This window comes from Trichocoleus sp. FACHB-46, assembly GCF_014695385.1.
Lineage (GTDB): Bacteria > Cyanobacteriota > Cyanobacteriia > FACHB-46 > FACHB-46 > Trichocoleus.
Window position 1 is genome coordinate 319,879 of the sequence record NZ_JACJOD010000006.1, and the last position, 18,154, is coordinate 338,032.

13 protein-coding genes are annotated in these 18,154 nt (G+C 48.5%); 10 read left to right on the forward strand and 3 right to left on the reverse strand.

What is annotated here, in order from left to right; genetic code table 11:
- Window positions 1-27: 27 nt before the first annotated feature.
- Both H6F72_RS30935 and H6F72_RS01755 read right to left on the reverse strand, forming a co-directional pair.
- Window positions 28-2,655, reverse strand: a complete 2,628-nt coding sequence (locus tag H6F72_RS30935; RefSeq protein ID WP_190431306.1) for a carbohydrate-binding domain-containing protein — start codon at window positions 2,653-2,655, stop codon at window positions 28-30.
- A 146-nt stretch (window positions 2,656-2,801) separates the two neighbouring features.
- On the reverse strand, window positions 2,802-5,336 hold the full coding sequence (locus H6F72_RS01755; RefSeq protein ID WP_190431307.1) for a GDSL-type esterase/lipase family protein: 2,535 nt from the start codon (window positions 5,334-5,336) through the stop codon (window positions 2,802-2,804).
- 792 nt (window positions 5,337-6,128) lie between these two features.
- Between H6F72_RS01755 and rfbF the strand changes: the two genes are divergently transcribed.
- From rfbF to H6F72_RS01805, 10 genes are all read left to right on the forward strand, one after another.
- Entirely contained in the window at window positions 6,129-6,902 is a 774-nt protein-coding gene (rfbF, locus tag H6F72_RS01760) for a glucose-1-phosphate cytidylyltransferase (protein WP_190431308.1), read from the forward strand.
- 58 nt (window positions 6,903-6,960) lie between these two features.
- Complete coding sequence (gene lhgO, locus H6F72_RS01765) at window positions 6,961-8,175, forward strand: L-2-hydroxyglutarate oxidase (RefSeq protein WP_190431309.1); 1,215 nt, start codon at window positions 6,961-6,963, stop codon at window positions 8,173-8,175.
- 13 nt (window positions 8,176-8,188) lie between these two features.
- Window positions 8,189-9,214 carry an NAD(P)-dependent oxidoreductase gene (locus H6F72_RS01770; protein ID WP_190431310.1) on the forward strand — a complete coding sequence of 342 codons (1,026 nt, stop codon included), beginning with the start codon at window positions 8,189-8,191 and terminating at the stop codon, window positions 9,212-9,214.
- Window positions 9,214-9,765, forward strand: coding sequence for a dTDP-4-dehydrorhamnose 3,5-epimerase (gene rfbC / locus H6F72_RS01775; RefSeq protein WP_190431311.1), 552 nt, complete (start codon window positions 9,214-9,216; stop codon window positions 9,763-9,765). The genes H6F72_RS01770 and rfbC overlap by 1 nt, the downstream gene beginning before the upstream one ends.
- The gene (locus H6F72_RS01780) at window positions 9,762-11,078 is read left to right on the forward strand and encodes an NAD(P)H-dependent oxidoreductase (protein WP_190431312.1); all 1,317 of its coding nucleotides are present in this window, start codon (window positions 9,762-9,764) and stop codon (window positions 11,076-11,078) included. Before rfbC ends, H6F72_RS01780 begins: the two co-directional genes overlap by 4 nt.
- A 286-nt stretch (window positions 11,079-11,364) precedes the next feature.
- Window positions 11,365-12,297, forward strand: coding sequence for a glycosyltransferase family 2 protein (locus H6F72_RS01785; protein ID WP_242016727.1), 933 nt, complete (start codon window positions 11,365-11,367; stop codon window positions 12,295-12,297).
- 292 nt (window positions 12,298-12,589) lie between these two features.
- Window positions 12,590-13,582, forward strand: a complete 993-nt coding sequence (locus tag H6F72_RS01790) for a glycosyltransferase family A protein (protein ID WP_190431313.1) — start codon at window positions 12,590-12,592, stop codon at window positions 13,580-13,582.
- Window positions 13,583-14,399: 817 nt separating this feature from the next.
- The gene (locus H6F72_RS01795) at window positions 14,400-15,035 is read left to right on the forward strand and encodes a rhomboid family intramembrane serine protease (protein ID WP_190431314.1); all 636 of its coding nucleotides are present in this window, start codon (window positions 14,400-14,402) and stop codon (window positions 15,033-15,035) included.
- Window positions 15,036-15,284: 249 nt separating this feature from the next.
- Complete coding sequence (locus H6F72_RS01800; RefSeq protein ID WP_190431315.1) at window positions 15,285-15,443, forward strand: hypothetical protein; 159 nt, start codon at window positions 15,285-15,287, stop codon at window positions 15,441-15,443.
- A gap of 378 nt (window positions 15,444-15,821) precedes the next feature.
- Window positions 15,822-16,307, forward strand: coding sequence for a hypothetical protein (locus H6F72_RS01805; protein ID WP_190431316.1), 486 nt, complete (start codon window positions 15,822-15,824; stop codon window positions 16,305-16,307).
- Window positions 16,308-16,309: 2 nt separating this feature from the next.
- On the opposite strand, the gene H6F72_RS01810 is transcribed toward H6F72_RS01805, so the two are convergent.
- Window positions 16,310-18,121, reverse strand: a complete 1,812-nt coding sequence (locus tag H6F72_RS01810) for an ABC transporter ATP-binding protein (RefSeq protein ID WP_190431317.1) — start codon at window positions 18,119-18,121, stop codon at window positions 16,310-16,312.
- Window positions 18,122-18,154 lie beyond the last annotated feature (33 nt).

Consider the following 18,154-nt stretch of genomic DNA (forward strand, 5'->3'; position numbering starts at 1 on the left):
CTGATGGTGAAAAGAGAATGATTCGAGCTAGGCCGTAATCATAAACTGATTCGCCGATAGAGAGGGGAGTGTGTTGAACGTGGCGATCGCGACAGCCGTACCGCTTCCTACGCCGTCTTGGTCAAAGCTCAGAACCCCATTCGTTGCGTTGTAGAGGAAGTTAGCACTGCTACCGATCGCAGTTGGATTACTTCCACTGACAAAGACACCAGTTGCAGCCTCCGCCGCACTCAAAGCTACACCTGCCACTAACCCGCCGCCAAAGCCCGCCGCAGAAACTTGTAGTAGATCATTCGCTGCAAAGTCAGTAATTATGTCCCCAGCCTCCAAAAGGTTTCGGTAGGCAAAGGTATCCGCACCACTCATACCTGTGAGCTGATCTTTGCCACTGCTACCTTCCAGAACATTGGCCTCATTGTTGCCGACAAGGATATCGTCAAAGTCACTGCCAGTCAGATTTTCGATGCTGTTGAAGGAATCGCGATCGATCGTGACATTCTTGAAGATGGCGTCATACCAGGTGTTGGCAATCTTGTTATAGCCGCTCTCATTGGGATGTAAGCCGTCTGAGACCAAATCGCTCACCACTAAGTCGTCAGCCGTTCCACTCTGCCCATCATTGCCCTTAATTGTGTCCACCAGCGCTACCTTCTTGCCCGCAGCCGCTTTGGTGCTGATGATTGTCGGCAAACTGTTGTTAAAGGCGATCGCTTTTTGAGCTGCGGTAGAACTGCGACTTGGGTTAATCGGGGGAATAGTAGAAACCAACAACTGCACATCAGGACGCTGGCTTGTAATTTGGTCAATGAGCTTGCCCAGATCGCTCTTCATCTGATCAACCGAACGTGTAGACATGGCGTCATTCGTTCCGATCGTCAGCAAAATTACATTTGGCTTCAGCTCTTGTAAGCGTGGATTCAGATTGACCTGGGTGGACGTGGCAATCTCACTAATTTTCTTTCCAGGGTATCCTTCATGGTCTTGGTCAAAGCCATCAGGACTATCAGGGTTTTCGCTCAGACTGCCATTGCGCTGAGACCCAACGAAATCCAGAGGAATCGAGTCTGTCTTGAATCGCTCCCATAAAGGAATTCGGTAAGCCCCTGGATAAGCGAGTGGGTTAGAAGGAGGCATCCCGTGAGTAATGGAGTCGCCTAGAGGCATAATCCGCAGAATGGCACTAGCCAGCCCGGTCGCCAAATTGGCGCTAACACCGCTACTGGATTGAGCATAACTGGCTGTGTCGTTTCCCAAACCGCCATCTAGCGCATCACTACCGAAACCACCATTCAGCAGATCGTTGCCCTCACCGCCATTGAGAATGTCATTGCCCCCAAAAGCACTGATGATATTGTCAAGAGCATCCCCATTGAGGGTTTCTGCCGAGTTAGTACCATTGATGCGTCCCACGGGAACTGGGGTAAAGTCGATGTAATTGAGGTTAAGGCTATCGGTTAGCATCTCAACCCGCAATTGGTGACGACCAGCCGTCAAATTGACATTTGCTTTAGTAATGTTCTGCCAAGACTGCCACCCAGACGCATCTGTAAGACTCAGTGTCCCCATATCCTGCCCATCAATTTTGATGCGAAGAGATTTGGTCCCTACAGCCGCAGAAGCGACACGAGCAGTGAGGTCATAAAATCCAGTTTGAGCCACATTAATGTCGTAGGTCAGCCACTCTCCAGCCTTGACCCAGCCAATGTTATAACCACCACCGATATCTACCGTTGCTTCAATGTCTACGTTGTCGTTGCGGTAAACTGCCCCTGAGTTACCAGTTGTGGTATCAGAAGAGCTGATATAGTCTTCGGCTTGGACTCGACCTGGTAGCGCAATCCCACCGGTCTGAGCGGCTACAGTCGCTTGAAAGCTGCCTAAGTTGCTGGCAATTACAGCGTTGCCGCTGGTATCGCGGACCTGATTACTTTGAATCGCGATCGCGTAGGTGCCATTGTCAGCGTCATCCCAGGAACCGCCTGGAGCAGTAATTCGATAGGTGGCAGTGCGGGGACTCCCATTCCCTGTGGTATTGACGCTGACGAGAGTCGATGCTTGCTGAAATCCGTTGGGTCCCGTAACAATGACATCGCCATCACTCAAGCTAGCCAGGTCGATCGCTTGGTTATCTTGATAAGTAACCGTAAAGGTGTAATCAGCAGCTCCCGCCGTAGTGACGTTGGTTGCAGTCAAACTGGCAGTTGGAGCGATCGCATCGGTAACACTAACAGCAGGGGTAAGTTCGATGTAGTTGAAATTAAGATTACCAGTCACCATTTCAACTCGCATTTCGTGCTGACCAGCACTCAAGTTCAGCCCCTGCTTGGTGAGGTCACGCCAAGATTGCCAGCCAGAGGCATCTGTAAAACTGAGGCTGCCAGTTACGTCTACACCGTCAATGAGAATTCGTAATGTTTTGGTGCCGCTTGTACCAGAGGCAACCCGAGTCGTCAGATCATAGAACCCAGCTTCTGTTAGCTCAAAGTTATAGGTCAGCCATTCGCCAGATTTAGTCCAACCAACGTTGTAACCACCTCCCACATCAGTGGTAGCTTGAATATCAACATTGTCAGTGCGATAGACACTACCGGAGTTGCCAGTTGTGGTGTCGTAATAACCCGTGTAGTTTTCAGCTTCAATTCGAATGGGTGGCATGTGGAAATCTCCGAAATAATGGTTGTCAGTTAGCCTAAGTCTCAGTATTTTTAGTGGCTCTCAGGTCAGCGATCGCCTTTGATATCTGAGACTGCAAGCAGAGACTAAAAGAGGGATGAGTTGGCTCTCTTAGCCTTGATTCGTCTTTATGCGGTTGTGAAGTCAGTAGTCGTAATATTGGTAGCCTGCACACCCATTAAGGAAGCTAACAATTGGCCGTTTGAAGTCAGGCTAATCAGGGTGTGATTAGCGTTATCCCCTAGGCCCTGCGCGATCGTGAGTTGACTGAACTGGAGGCCATTTGTTAAGCCCAGCAAGTCTTGATCATTCTGGAAATCGAGAATGGTCGGTTTGCCATCTATCCCAACACCATATACATCGCTCCCTGCACCGCCGATAAAGGTGTCATCACCACCCCCGCCCAGAATCTTGTCGTTGCCCGCTCCTCCGTTGAGCACATTGGTACCAGAACTGCCGACCAAGACATCATCAAAGTCACTACCGAGGAGATTCTCGACACTTTTGAAGGTGTCGCGATCGATCGTGATGTTGTCGGAAAGTGCTTCATACCAAGTATTGGCGGTTTTGTTGTAGCCTCCCTCATTAGGATGGAGGCCATCCGCGACAATGTCAGAGAGTTTCAAGTCATCTGAGGTGCCACTGCGACCATCGACACCCTTAACGGTGTCTACAAAAAGGACATTTTTGCCAGCAGCAGCTTTAGCACTGATTAAACTCGGAAGATCTCTGTTAAAGGCGATCGCTTTTTCTGCCGCAGTTGGGCTGCGCTCCGGATTGATAGGCGGAATCGTTGCGACAAACAACTGAGCATTGGGCTGCTGGGTGGTAATCTGATCAATCAAATTACTCAAGTCACTTTTCATTTGATTGACGCTGCGATTAGACATGGCGTCATTCGTTCCGATCGTCAGCAAGATTACATTTGGCTTCAGCTCTTGTAAGCGTGGATTCAGATTGACCTGGGTGGACGTGGCAATCTCATTAATTTTCTTTCCAGGGTAGCCTTCGTGGTCTTGGTCAAAGCCTGTGGGACTATCTGAGTTCTCACTCTTGCCCCCATTCTTTTGAGAGCCCACAAAATCTATCAAGATGGAGTCTGCTTGAAACTTTCTCCAGAGCGGAATTCGGTAAGCCCCTGGGTAAGCCAAAGGGTTAGAAGTCGGCATCCCGTGAGTGATGGAATCACCCAACGGCATAATCCGCAGAATCGTAGTGGCAGTTCCCTGCCGCAGGTTGGCACTAATGCCGCTGGTTGATAGGGCATAGCTGACGGTATCAATGCCGTCGCCACCGTCGAATGTGTCACTACCAGCGCCGCCATCGAGCAAATCATCGCCCTTATTCCCATTAAGGATGTCGTCCCCTGCCAAACCATTGATGATGTTGTTGAAAATATTTCCGTTGAGCGTGTTGTTGGCTGGGGTGCCATTGATCGGGCCATTATCAATCGCGATCGCTGCTAGCCCAGCAGGTTGAACAAAATTACCGTTGATATCAGCAACTTGACCGGGTTGAACGCTAAAGCTGTAGATACCACTATCAGCAGCATCCCAGATGCCTCCGGGGGTCATAAATTGATAAGTAGCCCTCGCAGAACTATCATTATCCGCAGCATCAACACTTACCAGCGTTGCCAATTGTTCGAAACCGTTGGGGCCAACAACTCGAATGTCACTTCCATCAATGCTGGCTACATCGATTGCGACATTATCGGTATAGGTGACTGTAAAAGTATTAGTAAGATTAATGGTGATATCGTCAGATGATAGATTGGCCGTCGGAGCAGTGACCTCAATAGGGTTCCTTGGTTGAGTACCCAGTCGATTCTCTTCAAAACCGAATATGACAAAGTGATCTAAGGCACTACCAATCTCGCCGTTTTCAACTGCTGCCTTAACATCAGGGTTTTGTTCTAAATAGAAGGTGGGGTCAAACAAGGTGCTGGGAGCCCGCTCCTCGTACTGGCCGAACGAGACGAAGTGGTGCCAGGCGCTTGTGAATATGTTGTTTTCAACTGCTGCCTTAACATCAAGGTTTTGTTCTAGATAGAAGGTGGGGTCAAACAAGGTGCTGGGAGCCCGCTCCTCGTACTGGCCGAACGAGACGAAGTGGTGCCAGGCGCTTGTGAATATGTTGTTTTCAACTGCTGCCTTAACATCAAGGTTTTGTTCTAGATAGAAGGTGGGGTCAAACAAGGTGCTGGGAGCCCGCTCCTCGTACTGGCCGAACGAGACGAAGTGGTGCCAGGCGCTTGTGAATATGTTGTTTTCAACTGCTGCCTTAACATCAAGGTTTTGTTCTAGATAGAAGGTGGGGTCAAATAAGGCGCTGGCATTGCGGTTTTCATACTGACCAAAATTCACAAAATGGTCCCAAGCGCTTTTTATAGCACCGCTGGCAATGGCTGCCTTAACATCAAGGTTTTGTTCTAGATAGAAGGTGGGGTCAAATAAGGCGCTGGCATTGCGGTTTTCATACTGACCAAAATTCACAAAATGGTCCCAAGCGCTTTTTATAGCACCGCTGGCAATGGCTGCTCTAACATCTGCATTTTGCTTAAGGTAAAAAAACGAATCGAATAAGAGGTTAGAAAGGGGCGGTTCACCCTGACTTGCTTGAGTCGTTTCCTCGTTCGTAATGTTCCAAGAATCAGATGCCATAAGTTCGGAATTCCCCCTGTTAACCCACCACAGATGGACACGTTTAAACGTGTTTAACTGACTGCATTAAAGATGTCTCAATCACGTGTAAGAGCAGTGCAACGTTGCGCTTCTAGGTTTTAGTAGCGCTAGCTCTATAAATGTGAAGCTGTGTTTATATGTGTACGGACTAGCACCCAGACTTATAGCCAAGTTCATAAAATTCATATGGATGCTTCAGTAGATTTTTGAAGCATTCCGCTCATCCAATCTCTAGACTTATGCCGCTTCTGAAATATATGTCTTCGTCCTTGGGTTTGCTCGCTGTGCGGTTTACCTGCTATATGCTAGTTTTATCTACGCGATTATAACTAGTGCAAATCGTATAAATTTATTCTTTCTTTGCGATCGCCTAATACTTTTTACTGAGCCTTCATACTTTTAGCGTAAGGTTACGCAAAACTGGCAAGGCTAACTGGCTAATCTGAAAAATACAAATTGCCCTTCTCTATTGGATTCTTTGAGGAGAGGTGTGATCAACCACCTGCAATCCTCGCCTGGGAACAGAGTTGCAAGGTTGGCCAACCTATAGGTTCTCTAACAGGGCGAACCTGTGTAAATGGTTTCTTTGAGTTTTCACACAAAACCCTAATGAATTCACCAGATTTTTACAGTAGATCGCTTCACCTTTGGCTAGTATTACTACGCAGAGGTATAGTGCTTCGGTTTGTGTTCCCGTCTCAACGCTTATCGGTCTACGTGAAAGCACAAAAACGCACCAACTGGTCTTCTTGAAAACTACGGGGTTACCCTATGAAAGCCGTGATCTTGGCTGGCGGACTCGGAACTCGTCTCAGCGAGGAAACGACCATTAAGCCTAAACCAATGGTGGAAATTGGCGGTCGGCCGATCCTTTGGCACATTATGAAGACTTACTCGGCTCATGGCATCACCGACTTCATTATTTGCTGCGGTTACAAAGGCTACGTCATTAAAGAATATTTTGCTAACTACTTTTTGCACATGTCTGATGTCACGTTTGACATGCGCTTTAACCAAATGAACGTGCATTGTGGTTATGCCGAGCCTTGGCGGGTGACCCTAGTAGATACCGGAGAAGACACCCTTACGGGCGGTCGGCTGAAACGGGTGAGAGAGCATATTGGCAACGAAACCTTTTGCTTTACCTATGGCGACGGCGTTAGTAATGTTAATGTTCAGGAGTTAGTAGAGTTTCATAAATCTCAGAAAACTCTGGCGACTCTAACCGCAACCCAACCACCTGGACGTTTTGGTGCTATTTGCTTGGGCTCAGAGCAAAACAAAATCGAAAATTTTCAAGAAAAGCCGGAAGGGGATGGCGCTTGGATCAACGGTGGCTACTTTGTTTTGGAGCCGGAAGTGATTGACTACATCGCAGGCGACTCGACAATTTGGGAAAAAGAGCCGCTTCAGAAGTTAGCTTCCGATGGCGAGCTTTCGGCCTATAGACACAATGGCTTTTGGCAGCCGATGGATACGTTGCGAGACAAGCAATATCTAGAAGAGCTGTGGAAGAGTGGTAAGGCTCCTTGGAAAGTGTGGTAGCCACTCCTTACCTTACAGATGCAAACGTTAAAGGCTCAGCTCAGGGGCAAATAGCTTTATGTATGATTTCGCGATAATTGGCGGCGGTATTGCTGGCCTTTCCACTGGGATGGCGTTAGGCCGCAAATATCCAGATGCCAAGATTTTGGTCCTAGAGAAGGAAAGTAATTGGGCCTTTCACCAAACGGGCAATAACAGTGGTGTGATCCACTCCGGGATTTATTACAAACCAGGCAGCTTCAAGGCGAAGTTCTGTCGCGATGGCAGTCGCTCAATGGTGGAATTTTGCCAAGAGCACGGCATCGCTCACGAAGTCTGTGGCAAGGTCATTGTTGCAACAGACGAGAGCGAACTATCCCGCCTGGAAAATCTTTATCAGCGCGGTTTAGAGAACGGCTTGAACGTTACCAAAATCAGCGCTGAAGAAGTCCGGGAAGTTGAGCCTCACGTGAGCTGCATCGCTGGGATTCGCGTTTCCACGACGGGGATTGTCAACTACAAACAGGTTTGCCTCAAGTATGTCGATCTAATTCGGCTTCAGGGCGGTGACTTGCGGCTGAATACGAAAGTCACCAAGATTGTCCAGAAAGGCGATCGCCAGGTGCTCGAAACCAATCAAGGCGAATTTGAAACGCGGTTTGTAGTGAATTGTGCGGGGTTGCACAGCGATCGCGTGGCTAAAATGGGCCAAGCCGACCCCAAAGCTAAGATTGTGCCCTTCCGGGGTGAATACTACGAACTGGTGCCCGAAAAGCGCTACTTGGTTAAAACGCTGATCTATCCTGTGCCCAACCCTGCCTTTCCCTTCTTGGGCGTTCACTTCACCAAGATGATCGACGGTACGGTGCATGCGGGTCCTAACGCGGTTCTCAGCCTCAAGCGCGAAGGATACAAGAAAACCGATTTTGACTTGCGAGACTTTGCCGAAGTCATGACTTATCCTGCTTTCTGGAAGCTCGCCGCTAAACATGCGGACGAAGGCATCCAGGAGATTATTCGCTCCTTTAGTAAAGCTGCCTTTGTTCGCAGTTTGCAAAAGCTAATTCCGGAAGTGCGCTCTGAGGATTTGATTCCTACCCATGCAGGCGTGCGGGCACAAGCTTTAATGAATGACGGAAAACTAGTGGATGATTTTCTGATTGTCCCTGGCCCCAATTCCATCCATGTTTGCAATGCTCCCTCTCCAGCGGCCACCTCTTCTTTAGAGATTGGTAAGGCGATCGCCGCTCAAATTCCCCAACCGCAACATCTTCAGGCAGCTTTAAGCGTATAGGATTTTGACACCCATGAAAGTATTGGTTACTGGCACAGAAGGATATCTCGGCTCTCTGTTTGCGCCGCTGTTAATGAAGCACGGTCACGAGGTGATTGGGGTAGACACTGGATATTACAAAGTTGGCTGGCTCTACAATGCCACCGACCTTACCGCTAAAACCCTCAACAAAGATATTCGTCACATCACCGCTGAAGATTTGCAAGGCGTCGATGCGATCGTTCACATGGCGGAACTGTCTAACGACCCCACCGGACAGCTCTCCCCCAACATCACCTACGACATCAACCACAAAGGCTCCGTCCGCTTAGCAGAATTGGCGAAAGCTGCTGGCGTGCGCCGCTTTGTCTATATGTCTTCTTGCAGCGTCTACGGCGTAGCGACGGGACAAGATGTCACGGAGGAGTCAGAAGTCAATCCTCAGACCGCTTATGCCATCTGTAAAACCTTGGTAGAGCGCGACTTGCAGCCAATGGCGGACGACAATTTTTCCCCCACCTTCATGCGGAACGCTACCGCTTTTGGGGCTTCGCCTCGGATGCGCTTCGACATCGTGCTGAACAACCTAGCGGGTCTGGCTTGGACAACCAAAGAAATCAAGATGATCAGCGATGGGACTCCTTGGCGGCCTTTGGTTCACGCCTTGGACATTGCTAAAGCTCTTCTCTGCGTCCTGGAAGCTCCCCGCGATATTATCCACAACCAAATCTTCAACGTTGGGGATACGGCGCATAACTATCGCGTCAAAGAGATTGCGGAAATCGTCGCGGATATCTTCACCGGATGTCAGCTCAGCTTTGGTGCCAATGTTGCGGATAATCGCAGCTATCGCGTTTCTTTCGAGAAGATCAACACCATCCTGCCTGGCTTTAAGTGTGAGTGGGATGCCCGACGCGGTGCTCAACAATTGTTTGATTTGTTTAACCAAATCGACATGGATGAAGCCACCTTCCTATCTAGAGGCTTCACCCGCCTAAAACAGTTGGAATATCTCCTGCGGACGCAGCAAATTGACCAAGATTTCTTCTGGAGACAGTAATGCTATTCACCGAAACGCCACTCAAGGGTGCCTTTGTCATTGACCTAGAACACCGCAACGACCATCGCGGTTTCTTTGCTCGTACCTTCTGTGCCAAAGAGTTTGAAGACCACGGTCTCAAGCCCACTGTGGCACAGTGCAATCTCTCCTACAACCATAAGCAGGGGACGTTGCGCGGGATGCATTATCAAACTCCTCCCGCTGCTGAAACCAAACTGATTCGCTGCACCCAGGGGGGAATCTATGACGTGATCATTGATATGCGTCCAGACTCTCCCACCTATTTAGTACACTTTGGCATTGAGCTGACCGCAGAAAACCGTCGGGCGCTGTATGTGCCTGAAATGTTTGCTCACGGCTATCAAGCGCTGACCGATGGAGCAGAAGTGATTTACCAAGTAGGGGAATTCTACACCCCTGGCTACGAGCGGGGTTTGCGGTATAACGACCCATTTTTCAAAATTGAATGGCCTTTGCCCGTCACAGAAATTTCGGAAAAAGACCAATCTTGGCCCTTGTTTGAAACGGTAATGGTAGGAGCACAGGCATGATTATTGTCGATCGCGCGTTACAAGCCCGCGCTGAAGCAGGCAACCCCGTCCGAGTCGGCATGATCGGTGCTGGATTCATGGGCCGAGGCATTGCCAACCAAATTGCTAACTCGGTGCCAGGGATGGAGTTAGTCGCCATCTTCAACCGCAACCTGGACGGAGCCAAACGCGCTTATACCGAAGCAGGTATCACCGATGTTCGCGTGGTGAATACGGTCACTGATCTAGAATCTGCGATCGCCCAAGGTCAGTATGCGGTTACCGATGACGCGATGCTGTTGTGCCAAGCCGAAGGCATTGACGCACTCATCGAAGTTACAGGCACGATCGAATTTGGCGCTCAAGTGGTGCTGGAAGCGATCGCCCACCACAAGCATGTGATCTTGATGAATGCCGAGCTTGACGGCACCATCGGCCCCATCCTCAAAGTCTATGCTGACCGAGAAGGTGTGATTCTCTCCGCCTGTGATGGCGACCAACCAGGTGTGCAGATGAACCTGTACCGCTTCGTCAAGAGCATTGGCTTAACTCCCCTGCTGTGCGGCAACATCAAAGGTTTGCAAGACCCCTACCGCAACCCCACCACTCAAGAAGGCTTTGCCAAACGCTGGGGCCAAAAAGCCCACATGGTCACCAGTTTTGCCGATGGTAGCAAGATCTCCTTTGAGCAGGCGATCGTGGCAAACGCAACGGGTATGAAAGTTGCTAAGCGCGGCATGTTGGGCTACGACTACACAGGTCATGTAGACGAAATGACCAACATGTACGATGTAGATCAACTCAAAGAATTGGGTGGCATTGTGGACTATGTGGTTGGTACTAAACCAGGTCCAGGGGTGTTTGTCTTCGGCACCCACGATGACCCCAAACAGCAGCACTACCTCAACCTGTACAAGTTGGGTGAAGGCCCTCTCTACAGTTTTTACACGCCCTACCACCTCTGCCACTTTGAAGTTCCTCTCTCAGTAGCTCGCGCCGTGCTGTTCCAAGATCCCGTCATGGCTCCTTTGGGTAGTCCTGTCGTGGATGTAGTCACCACTGCCAAAATTGACCTGAAAGCAGGAGAAACCCTGGATGGCATCGGCTTCTACATGACCTACGGCCAGTGCGAAAATTCTGATGTCACTCAGGCTCAAAACCTGCTGCCAATGGGCTTGGCCGAAGGCTGCCGTTTGAAGCGGGATGTGCTCAAAGACCAAGTGCTCACCTACGATGACGTAGAACTGCCCGAAGGTCGCCTCTCTGACAAGCTCCGAGCCGAACAGAATGCTTACTTTGGGGTTGCTGCAAAGGTACCTGCAACAGTTTCGTAAACCAAATCGGCAAAACCCTGCATGCCTCAAGACCTGAAATCTAGAGGCATGCGCTCAAAAATAGGTGTACTTGCGGGCGATCGCGATTCACTAACTTCTCCAACAACTACACCACCGATAGTCTTTGCCTAGACACTAATCCTACTGATGCTTGTAGGATGTGATTTGCAACAGCAACTACATAAGCCCAGTTCACCTTGAGCTAAAGCGATAGTAAAATAACTCAAATCCCCAGAAAAATTTGGTGTTGTAATTTAGCATTAAAGGTCTGTGGAAGCCGCTGAGTATGAGTTGTGAAAGTTGCTACATTGCTTTAGCAGCTCATCTTCTGATTATTTCCTTAAAAGATTTTTCTATGAAGCTGAGTGTAATTGTTCCTTGCTTCAATGCGGCTGACACGATCGGAGTGCAATTAGAGGCACTGGCAAAGCAGGAGTGGTCCGAACAGTGGGAAGTAATTGTTGTAGATAACGGTTCAACCGATAACTCACTAGCGATCGCCAAACAATTCAAAGATCGTGTTCCAAATCTGCGAATTGTTGATGCATCTGATCAACCTGGTGCTGCTCATGCTCGCAACACAGGAGCCAAAGTGGCTCAAGGAGAGTTTCTTGCCTTCTGTGATGCGGATGACGAAGTTGCCGAAAGTTGGGTGGCGGCAATGGGGCAGGCCTTGGCTGAGCACGACTTTGTTGCCGGTCGCCATGAATTTGACAAGCTTAATGAACCTTGGCTTCTCAAATCTCGTACTCTTTTGCAGCAAAAAGGCTTGCAGGACTATAAGTATCCTCCGTTCTTACCTCATGCTGCTAGCAGCAATTTGGGCATTAAACGTGCCATTCACGAAGCTGTTGGTGGGTATGACGAAACAATGCTACGCCTGCAAGACACTGATTACTGCTGGCGAGTCCAACTAGCAGGAACTGAGCTGAAGTTTGTGGATACGGTGGTGATTCAGTACCGTCTCCGTGATTCTTTAGCCAAACGGTTTCAGCAAGCTCGGCTCTGGGGAGTCTACAACGTCTTGCTCTACAAGAAATACCGACCTTTGGGTATGCCTGCGTTACCTTGGCAATCTGGTCTTTTAGAATGGGTCCGTTTGTTGAAACGCTCTCGTCAGCTTTCTCAAAAAGGTTCACGAGTGCGCTGGTTGGGTGATCTAGCTAGGTGCATTGGTAGAATTGAAGGCTCGATTAAATATCGGGTTTGGGCTTTATAAAACGATGTATCTAAGTCAGTAAGGATTTTGTAAAATATCTGAGCTTTCATAGCCTGGTGTTTGAGAAGTACTGTATAAGGAACACAAGGCTCTAGATTAAACGTGGTCTATTGAGTCCTTAGACCACTGTTAAGTGAAGCCTATACTTAGCAGCTTTTCGATTGGAAACTCTAGAGTTTTGCAAAAACTCTATGGGGATATTTCAACGTTCTAATCGGAGGCCAAATTAGTCGTAGTTACAATCCCTAATTAAGTCTTTTACTTACCTACCTCAAGCTTTAAAGTTTGTTCAATGTCTCAATCAGTAGCCAAATTAGTTACGGTTGCAATCCCTGTTTATAAGTCTCTTGCATATTTGTCTGAAGCCTTAAAGTCAGTCAATTTACAAGACTATCCTTATATCGAATTAATTGTTTCTGACAATGGCATGAATGGTTCAAAGGTTCGTGACCTGGTCTGTCAGCACTACTTCAAGCCTTATAAATTTCGGCAGAATCCTACCAGCGTGCCTGTTGTAGAACACTTTAACCAATTAATACAAGCCGCTTCTGGAGAGTATTTTGTTTTGCTCTGTGATGATGATGAAATTAGCCCGAATTATGTCTCAGAGTTGGTCAGTGCTTTAGAAGCTCATCCTAGTGCATCGGTAGCCATTTCCCACCAAGAGGTGATCGATCGCGCTAGCCAAGTGATTTCAACATCCACCAATAAACTGCTGGGATTAATGACAGGGCAAGATTTTATCCGTCGCTGGAACTTAGGCCAGCATGGCTTTAAGTGCTTCGTCACTAATTTGGCCCGAACCAGTGAAATTCGCACCCTCGGTGGTTATCCTGACTTCCCTCGGGGATTTCATAGCGACAGTGGTTTGTTGATGAAATTGTGTTTAGGGCGTGATGTGATTGTGAGCAAGGCATGTACGTTTCGCTGGCGAGTGCATGGAACGAGTAATGGAGACACTACCAATGTGCAGGATTTAACTGTAGCCACTCAGCAATTTATGCGCTTTTTGTTAGAAGACCACCATTTTCAATCCTTTGCCAAAGCTCATGCTCAAAAATGGTGCTTCTTACAAGATGACTTAGTATCTCTAGAGTGGAACATTTACGTTCGCAAGTGGCAGTCTGCTCTGGGACGTGAACTATCTGTTCAAGAAAAACTCAAAGCAGCTCTGTCTATGCCATTGGTTTTACGATATTACAGACGCCATCCCCGCCTGTGGATTAAAGAATTTCTGCCGATGTTTCACAAAATGTATCGTCAAGCTAGGTATAGAGGGGCATAGCAAGCATAGAGACTAGCCTAATTTCAACAGATGAGGCAAACCCTATTTTACAGAGTTGATTTTAGACGATGAGCTTCCAAGCGATCGCCTTTCCCTTAATTTTTCCTTAACTAAAGAAGTTTTAGGTTAAGAGTATCCATAGCTATAGCGTCCTTCACCTTAGCCGGTTAAGCATCAACAGTTTCAATGGTAAAAAAGCCCCCAGACCTGTAGGCTGAACCGGGGGTCAATAAATTCTTCATCTTCCTTATGAAGATTCGATTTGTAGGTGGGCTAATCCGGATGAAGTTAGCACAAAAAGACAATCAAGCTTTACTAAGCCGAGCTTCCAATCTGCCTATTTCTGATGCTAGAGCCATTACCCTAAAACTAGAGAAATCTTCCAGGAATTGGCCAACCTGAGCTTGTATCAATGAATAAAGTATTTAACATTTCGGATTTTTCTCCTCTCTAAAACCTCGGCAGGGACCGGGGTTTTTCTTTTGATGCAGTCGGGCCGTTGCAAAAGAAATGGGCAAAAAATAACCTCTAGATTGGCGTCTAGAGGCTAATAAGTTTTGTATTGGAGAAATCTGGCTAACTGAGTATCTAGTAAGAGGAGGACTGGGCTCGCTTCCCGTTCCCTTGTTGAATACACTGTAGCTTGGCTGGTTTCTGTTTTCTTCCACCTAAGGAAATTGGTCGATAGGCGGAGTTCCCTAGCCCTGAACCAGATTAAGTTTGCAGGGCTACATTGCGCACAGCAGCCCTAGCAACGAAATTAGCGTGGCGGGATATTAAGTAGAAGCTATGGAAAGGTAGAGTGGCAGCGGATGGCATGGAATTAAAACTGAATTTAAGCACTACTAGTAGCAGTCTCCCAGCCTGGACGCAGGAGATTAATCGAATCTCAGAACAACTGCCTGACTTAGAACAGAACTTTGAAACTCAAGCCACCATTCTAGGAGGGCTACTGCTGTCAATTTGGGCCTTGGAAATCATTGACTTTTTGATTTTTCAAGGAGCCTTGAATCGGTTTGGCATTCGACCTCGCAGCCTCAGAGGACTAAGTGGCATTATTCTAGCTCCGTTCCTGCATGGCAGTTTTAAGCACTTAGCGGCTAACAGCATGCCCCTTGTGACTCTAGGTTGGCTGGTGATGCTCCAAGATATTCACTACTTCTTTGTGGTGAGTGCCGTAACCGTTCTCGTCAGTGGGTTGGGAGTTTGGCTGTTTGGTGCCCCCCGCTCGGTGCATCTAGGAGCGAGTGGCTTAATCTTTGGTTACTTGGGGTTTTTACTTTTATACGGCTACTTTGAGCGCAGTCTTTGGACTGGCATGATTTCGCTCTTTGTGGGCCTGTTTTATGGTGGCTTGATTTGGGGCATTTTGCCCTCACGCCGTGGTGTGTCTTGGCTGGGGCATTTGTTTGGTTTTGTGGGCGGAATTCTGGCAGCCCGTTTGTTGTCTTAATTAAGGGCTTCGCTATCCAAGGTATTTCAGTAATAGCGATCGCCTTTGGTATTTTTCTTGAGTGAAGGCTGCGGAGAATACGGCTCGTGATTTTACTGGAGCTAATTTGGGGGAGACCAAGATTTCAGTAAAGGCTCGCATTTAACCCAGAGCTGGAATTTTTACTATGAACCCAACTTGATGCAGATAACAATCTTCTCAAGCCTGCTCTCCTCCCACCCACTCTAACCCCCAGAAGGTAGGTAGGCCATGGAATTGCAACGTAAGCATTGGAAACGGCTATTTGTGGAGTTAATCCTAGAAGCAGTCATGCTAGTTGCACCCGTCAGCCTAGACTTTTTGGGTGTTGCAGGCGAATACCTGTTAGAGGCAGGTCGAGAAAAGACTGAGGCAGTTAACTTTGCTTAACGATGAGTAGCAGGCTTACAGACATTACTGCAATGAGCGATCATTCTCTCCGAAACTTAAACTCTAGGAAAATCTTATGGACTTCGCATTTAATTCGACCAACTGGCTCTTGTTGATTACCTTCTTTGCTACCACTTCCTATGGTTACTGGCTCATCGGTGAAGCAGAAAAGCAGAGCCGGAAACACCGAGGTTAGATGACTGCTGACCTTTGCTCCGTCAGGGTTTGGGTTATCCCTCGGCGAGTGAAAAAACATTGTAACGCAGGCGCGATCGCTAGACTGGCAAAAACTTTACAAAATTAAGGCGTTTGAATACAGAATTCTCGGATCGGGTGTTGTATCTACAATAGATATCAACCTGCGATTGGGAAGTCAGAATGAACATGAAATTGGAGCAGTGGTTAACAGTCGGAGCTTGTCTCGGCTGCACCGTTTCAATCACTGCCATGCTCGCGATCGCTCTCCAATCTGATATTGCCCCTCAGCGTATTTCGCTTTCGTTGGGGTTGCCTGTAGTAGACGTAGGGGCAGTCACTCAGCTTGAGACCGCTACGGTAGCGCTAGAACCTTTGCAAATTGACGATTTGGTTGATGTGGATTGGCTTCAGTCCTTAGAGCCGACCGCAGTTAGCCAAAGCTCAACTGGCCTAGAAGACCTATCTCTGCCAGAAAAGACCTGGGAAGCGGAACTGGTAGCCTGTTCTAGCACTTATAACTCCAGGCTGATGCTTTTTGCGGCCTGTGAGTTGGAGTTTCTCGCTCCCCCAGCGCGATCGATCGCCGCCGCATCGGCCGACTTCCCTACACCGTCTCAACTTTTAGGGAACACATTACTCAGACAAAATCTTCAAGAGTATCAATAGTGTTAGGACTCCAGCATTTGGAGTCGGTAGAGACTAGCGTATAAACCGCTGAGTTCGAGTAATTCGTCATGACTACCGGATTCTACTAGCTGACCGCGTTTGAGTACAAAGATGCGATCGACGTTGCGAATGGTGGAGAGTCGGTGAGCGATGATAATGGCGGTACGGCCTACGAGCAAACGGTCTAGTGCTTCTTGAATCAAAGCTTCGGTACTGACATCTAAACTAGCAGTCGCTTCGTCTAGCACCAAGATTTGAGGGCTCCGAATAGCCACGCGGGCAAAGGCTAGGAGCTGTTTCTGGCCTCCCGATAAGTTGGTGCCCCGTTCTCTCAAAATGGTGTCGTAGCCTTGAGGCAATTGCTCAATTAGTTTGGCGACATTGGTTCGCTCGGCGGCATCTTGGATATCTGCAAAAGGATAATCTTCGCCCAGAGAAATGTTGCCTTTGACATCTCCGGCGAAGAGGAAGCCGTCTTGCAGAATCACGCCAATGTGCTGACGCAACTCGTGTTGAGGCAAATTCCGAACGTCAATGCCATCGACCAAAATGCGGCCTTGAGTGGGTTCGTACAAGCGGCACAGCAGCCGAATAATCGAGCTTTTTCCGGCTCCAGTTGGGCCGACTAGAGCAATTTTCTCTCCAGGACGAATCGTGAAGTCCAGGTCTTTGAGCACGTACTCATCGTTTTTGTAAGCAAACCAGACGTGCTCGAAACGAATTTCCCCTCTAGTGGCAGCATCGGGGAGTTTGGGTGTGACTCCGACAGGATCACGAATCTCGATGGGTTCGTTCAAGATGTCGCTAATCCGTTCAACTGCGGTAAAACCCGATTGAATCGCTGTGAATTTTTCGGCAAATTGTCGCAGTGGATCAAAGAGGCGCTGGGCAAAGATCACGAAAGCCGAAAGTGTACCTAGGGCTAAATTGCCTTGGAGAATCAAGGTGCCACCCAACCAAAGCACTGCCGCGATCGCCACGAGTGAGACCCATTCCAAGGTGGCCGAAACTGCCGAGTCGTAAAAAATGGTGCGATCTACTTCTTTGACATATCGCTGGTTAATATTTCGGAACAATTCCGAGTTGAATTTTTCCCGGCGAAACAGTTGCACCACGCCGATGCCGACAATATTTTCTTGCAGCGTGGAGTTGAGGGCTGAGAGTTCTTCTCGTGCTTTGTAGTTGGCTTGGCGATACTCTTTCTGGAAGTAAATAATTAGCCCGGTGACAGGCAACAGCATCACCACCAAAATTGCTGCTAGTTGCCATTGCAAACTGAACATGGCGATCGCGATCGCGACCATATTGAACAGATCGCTGACAATGCCGACGGCTCCAGTGGCAAACACGTCACCCAAGGCTTCCACGTCGCTAGTAAGACGGGTGATTAAGCGACCTACGGGAGTGCGATCAAAGAAGCGCACCGCTAACGATGTGACATGATCGAACAGGTCATTCCGGATATCAGCCGTAATCTGCTGGCCCAAGTTCTGCACTAAATAGCCTTGGATCGAGTCCAAAACCAGGCGCACCACAATCGTCAGGAGCAGCAAACCCGCCAGGATATTGATGCCATCCAGAAGTGGCTGGTTTTGCAGAAAATCAAAAGTTGCTGGTTCTTGCTTAATAAAGGAAATCGCCTGCCCAATAATGATGGGTTGAATGGCTCCCGCGATCGCCAGCGGCACCAAAAGCACCGTAGAGGTGGCAAGCAAGCGACCACTGCGCCGAGCATAAGGCACTAATCTGAGAAACAGCCGCCAGTCATTTTCGCGCGATCGCCGCTGTTCCGTTCGAGGCAATGAACCAGCCATGCTAAGACCTAAACGTTAAGTTCCAGAAAAGGG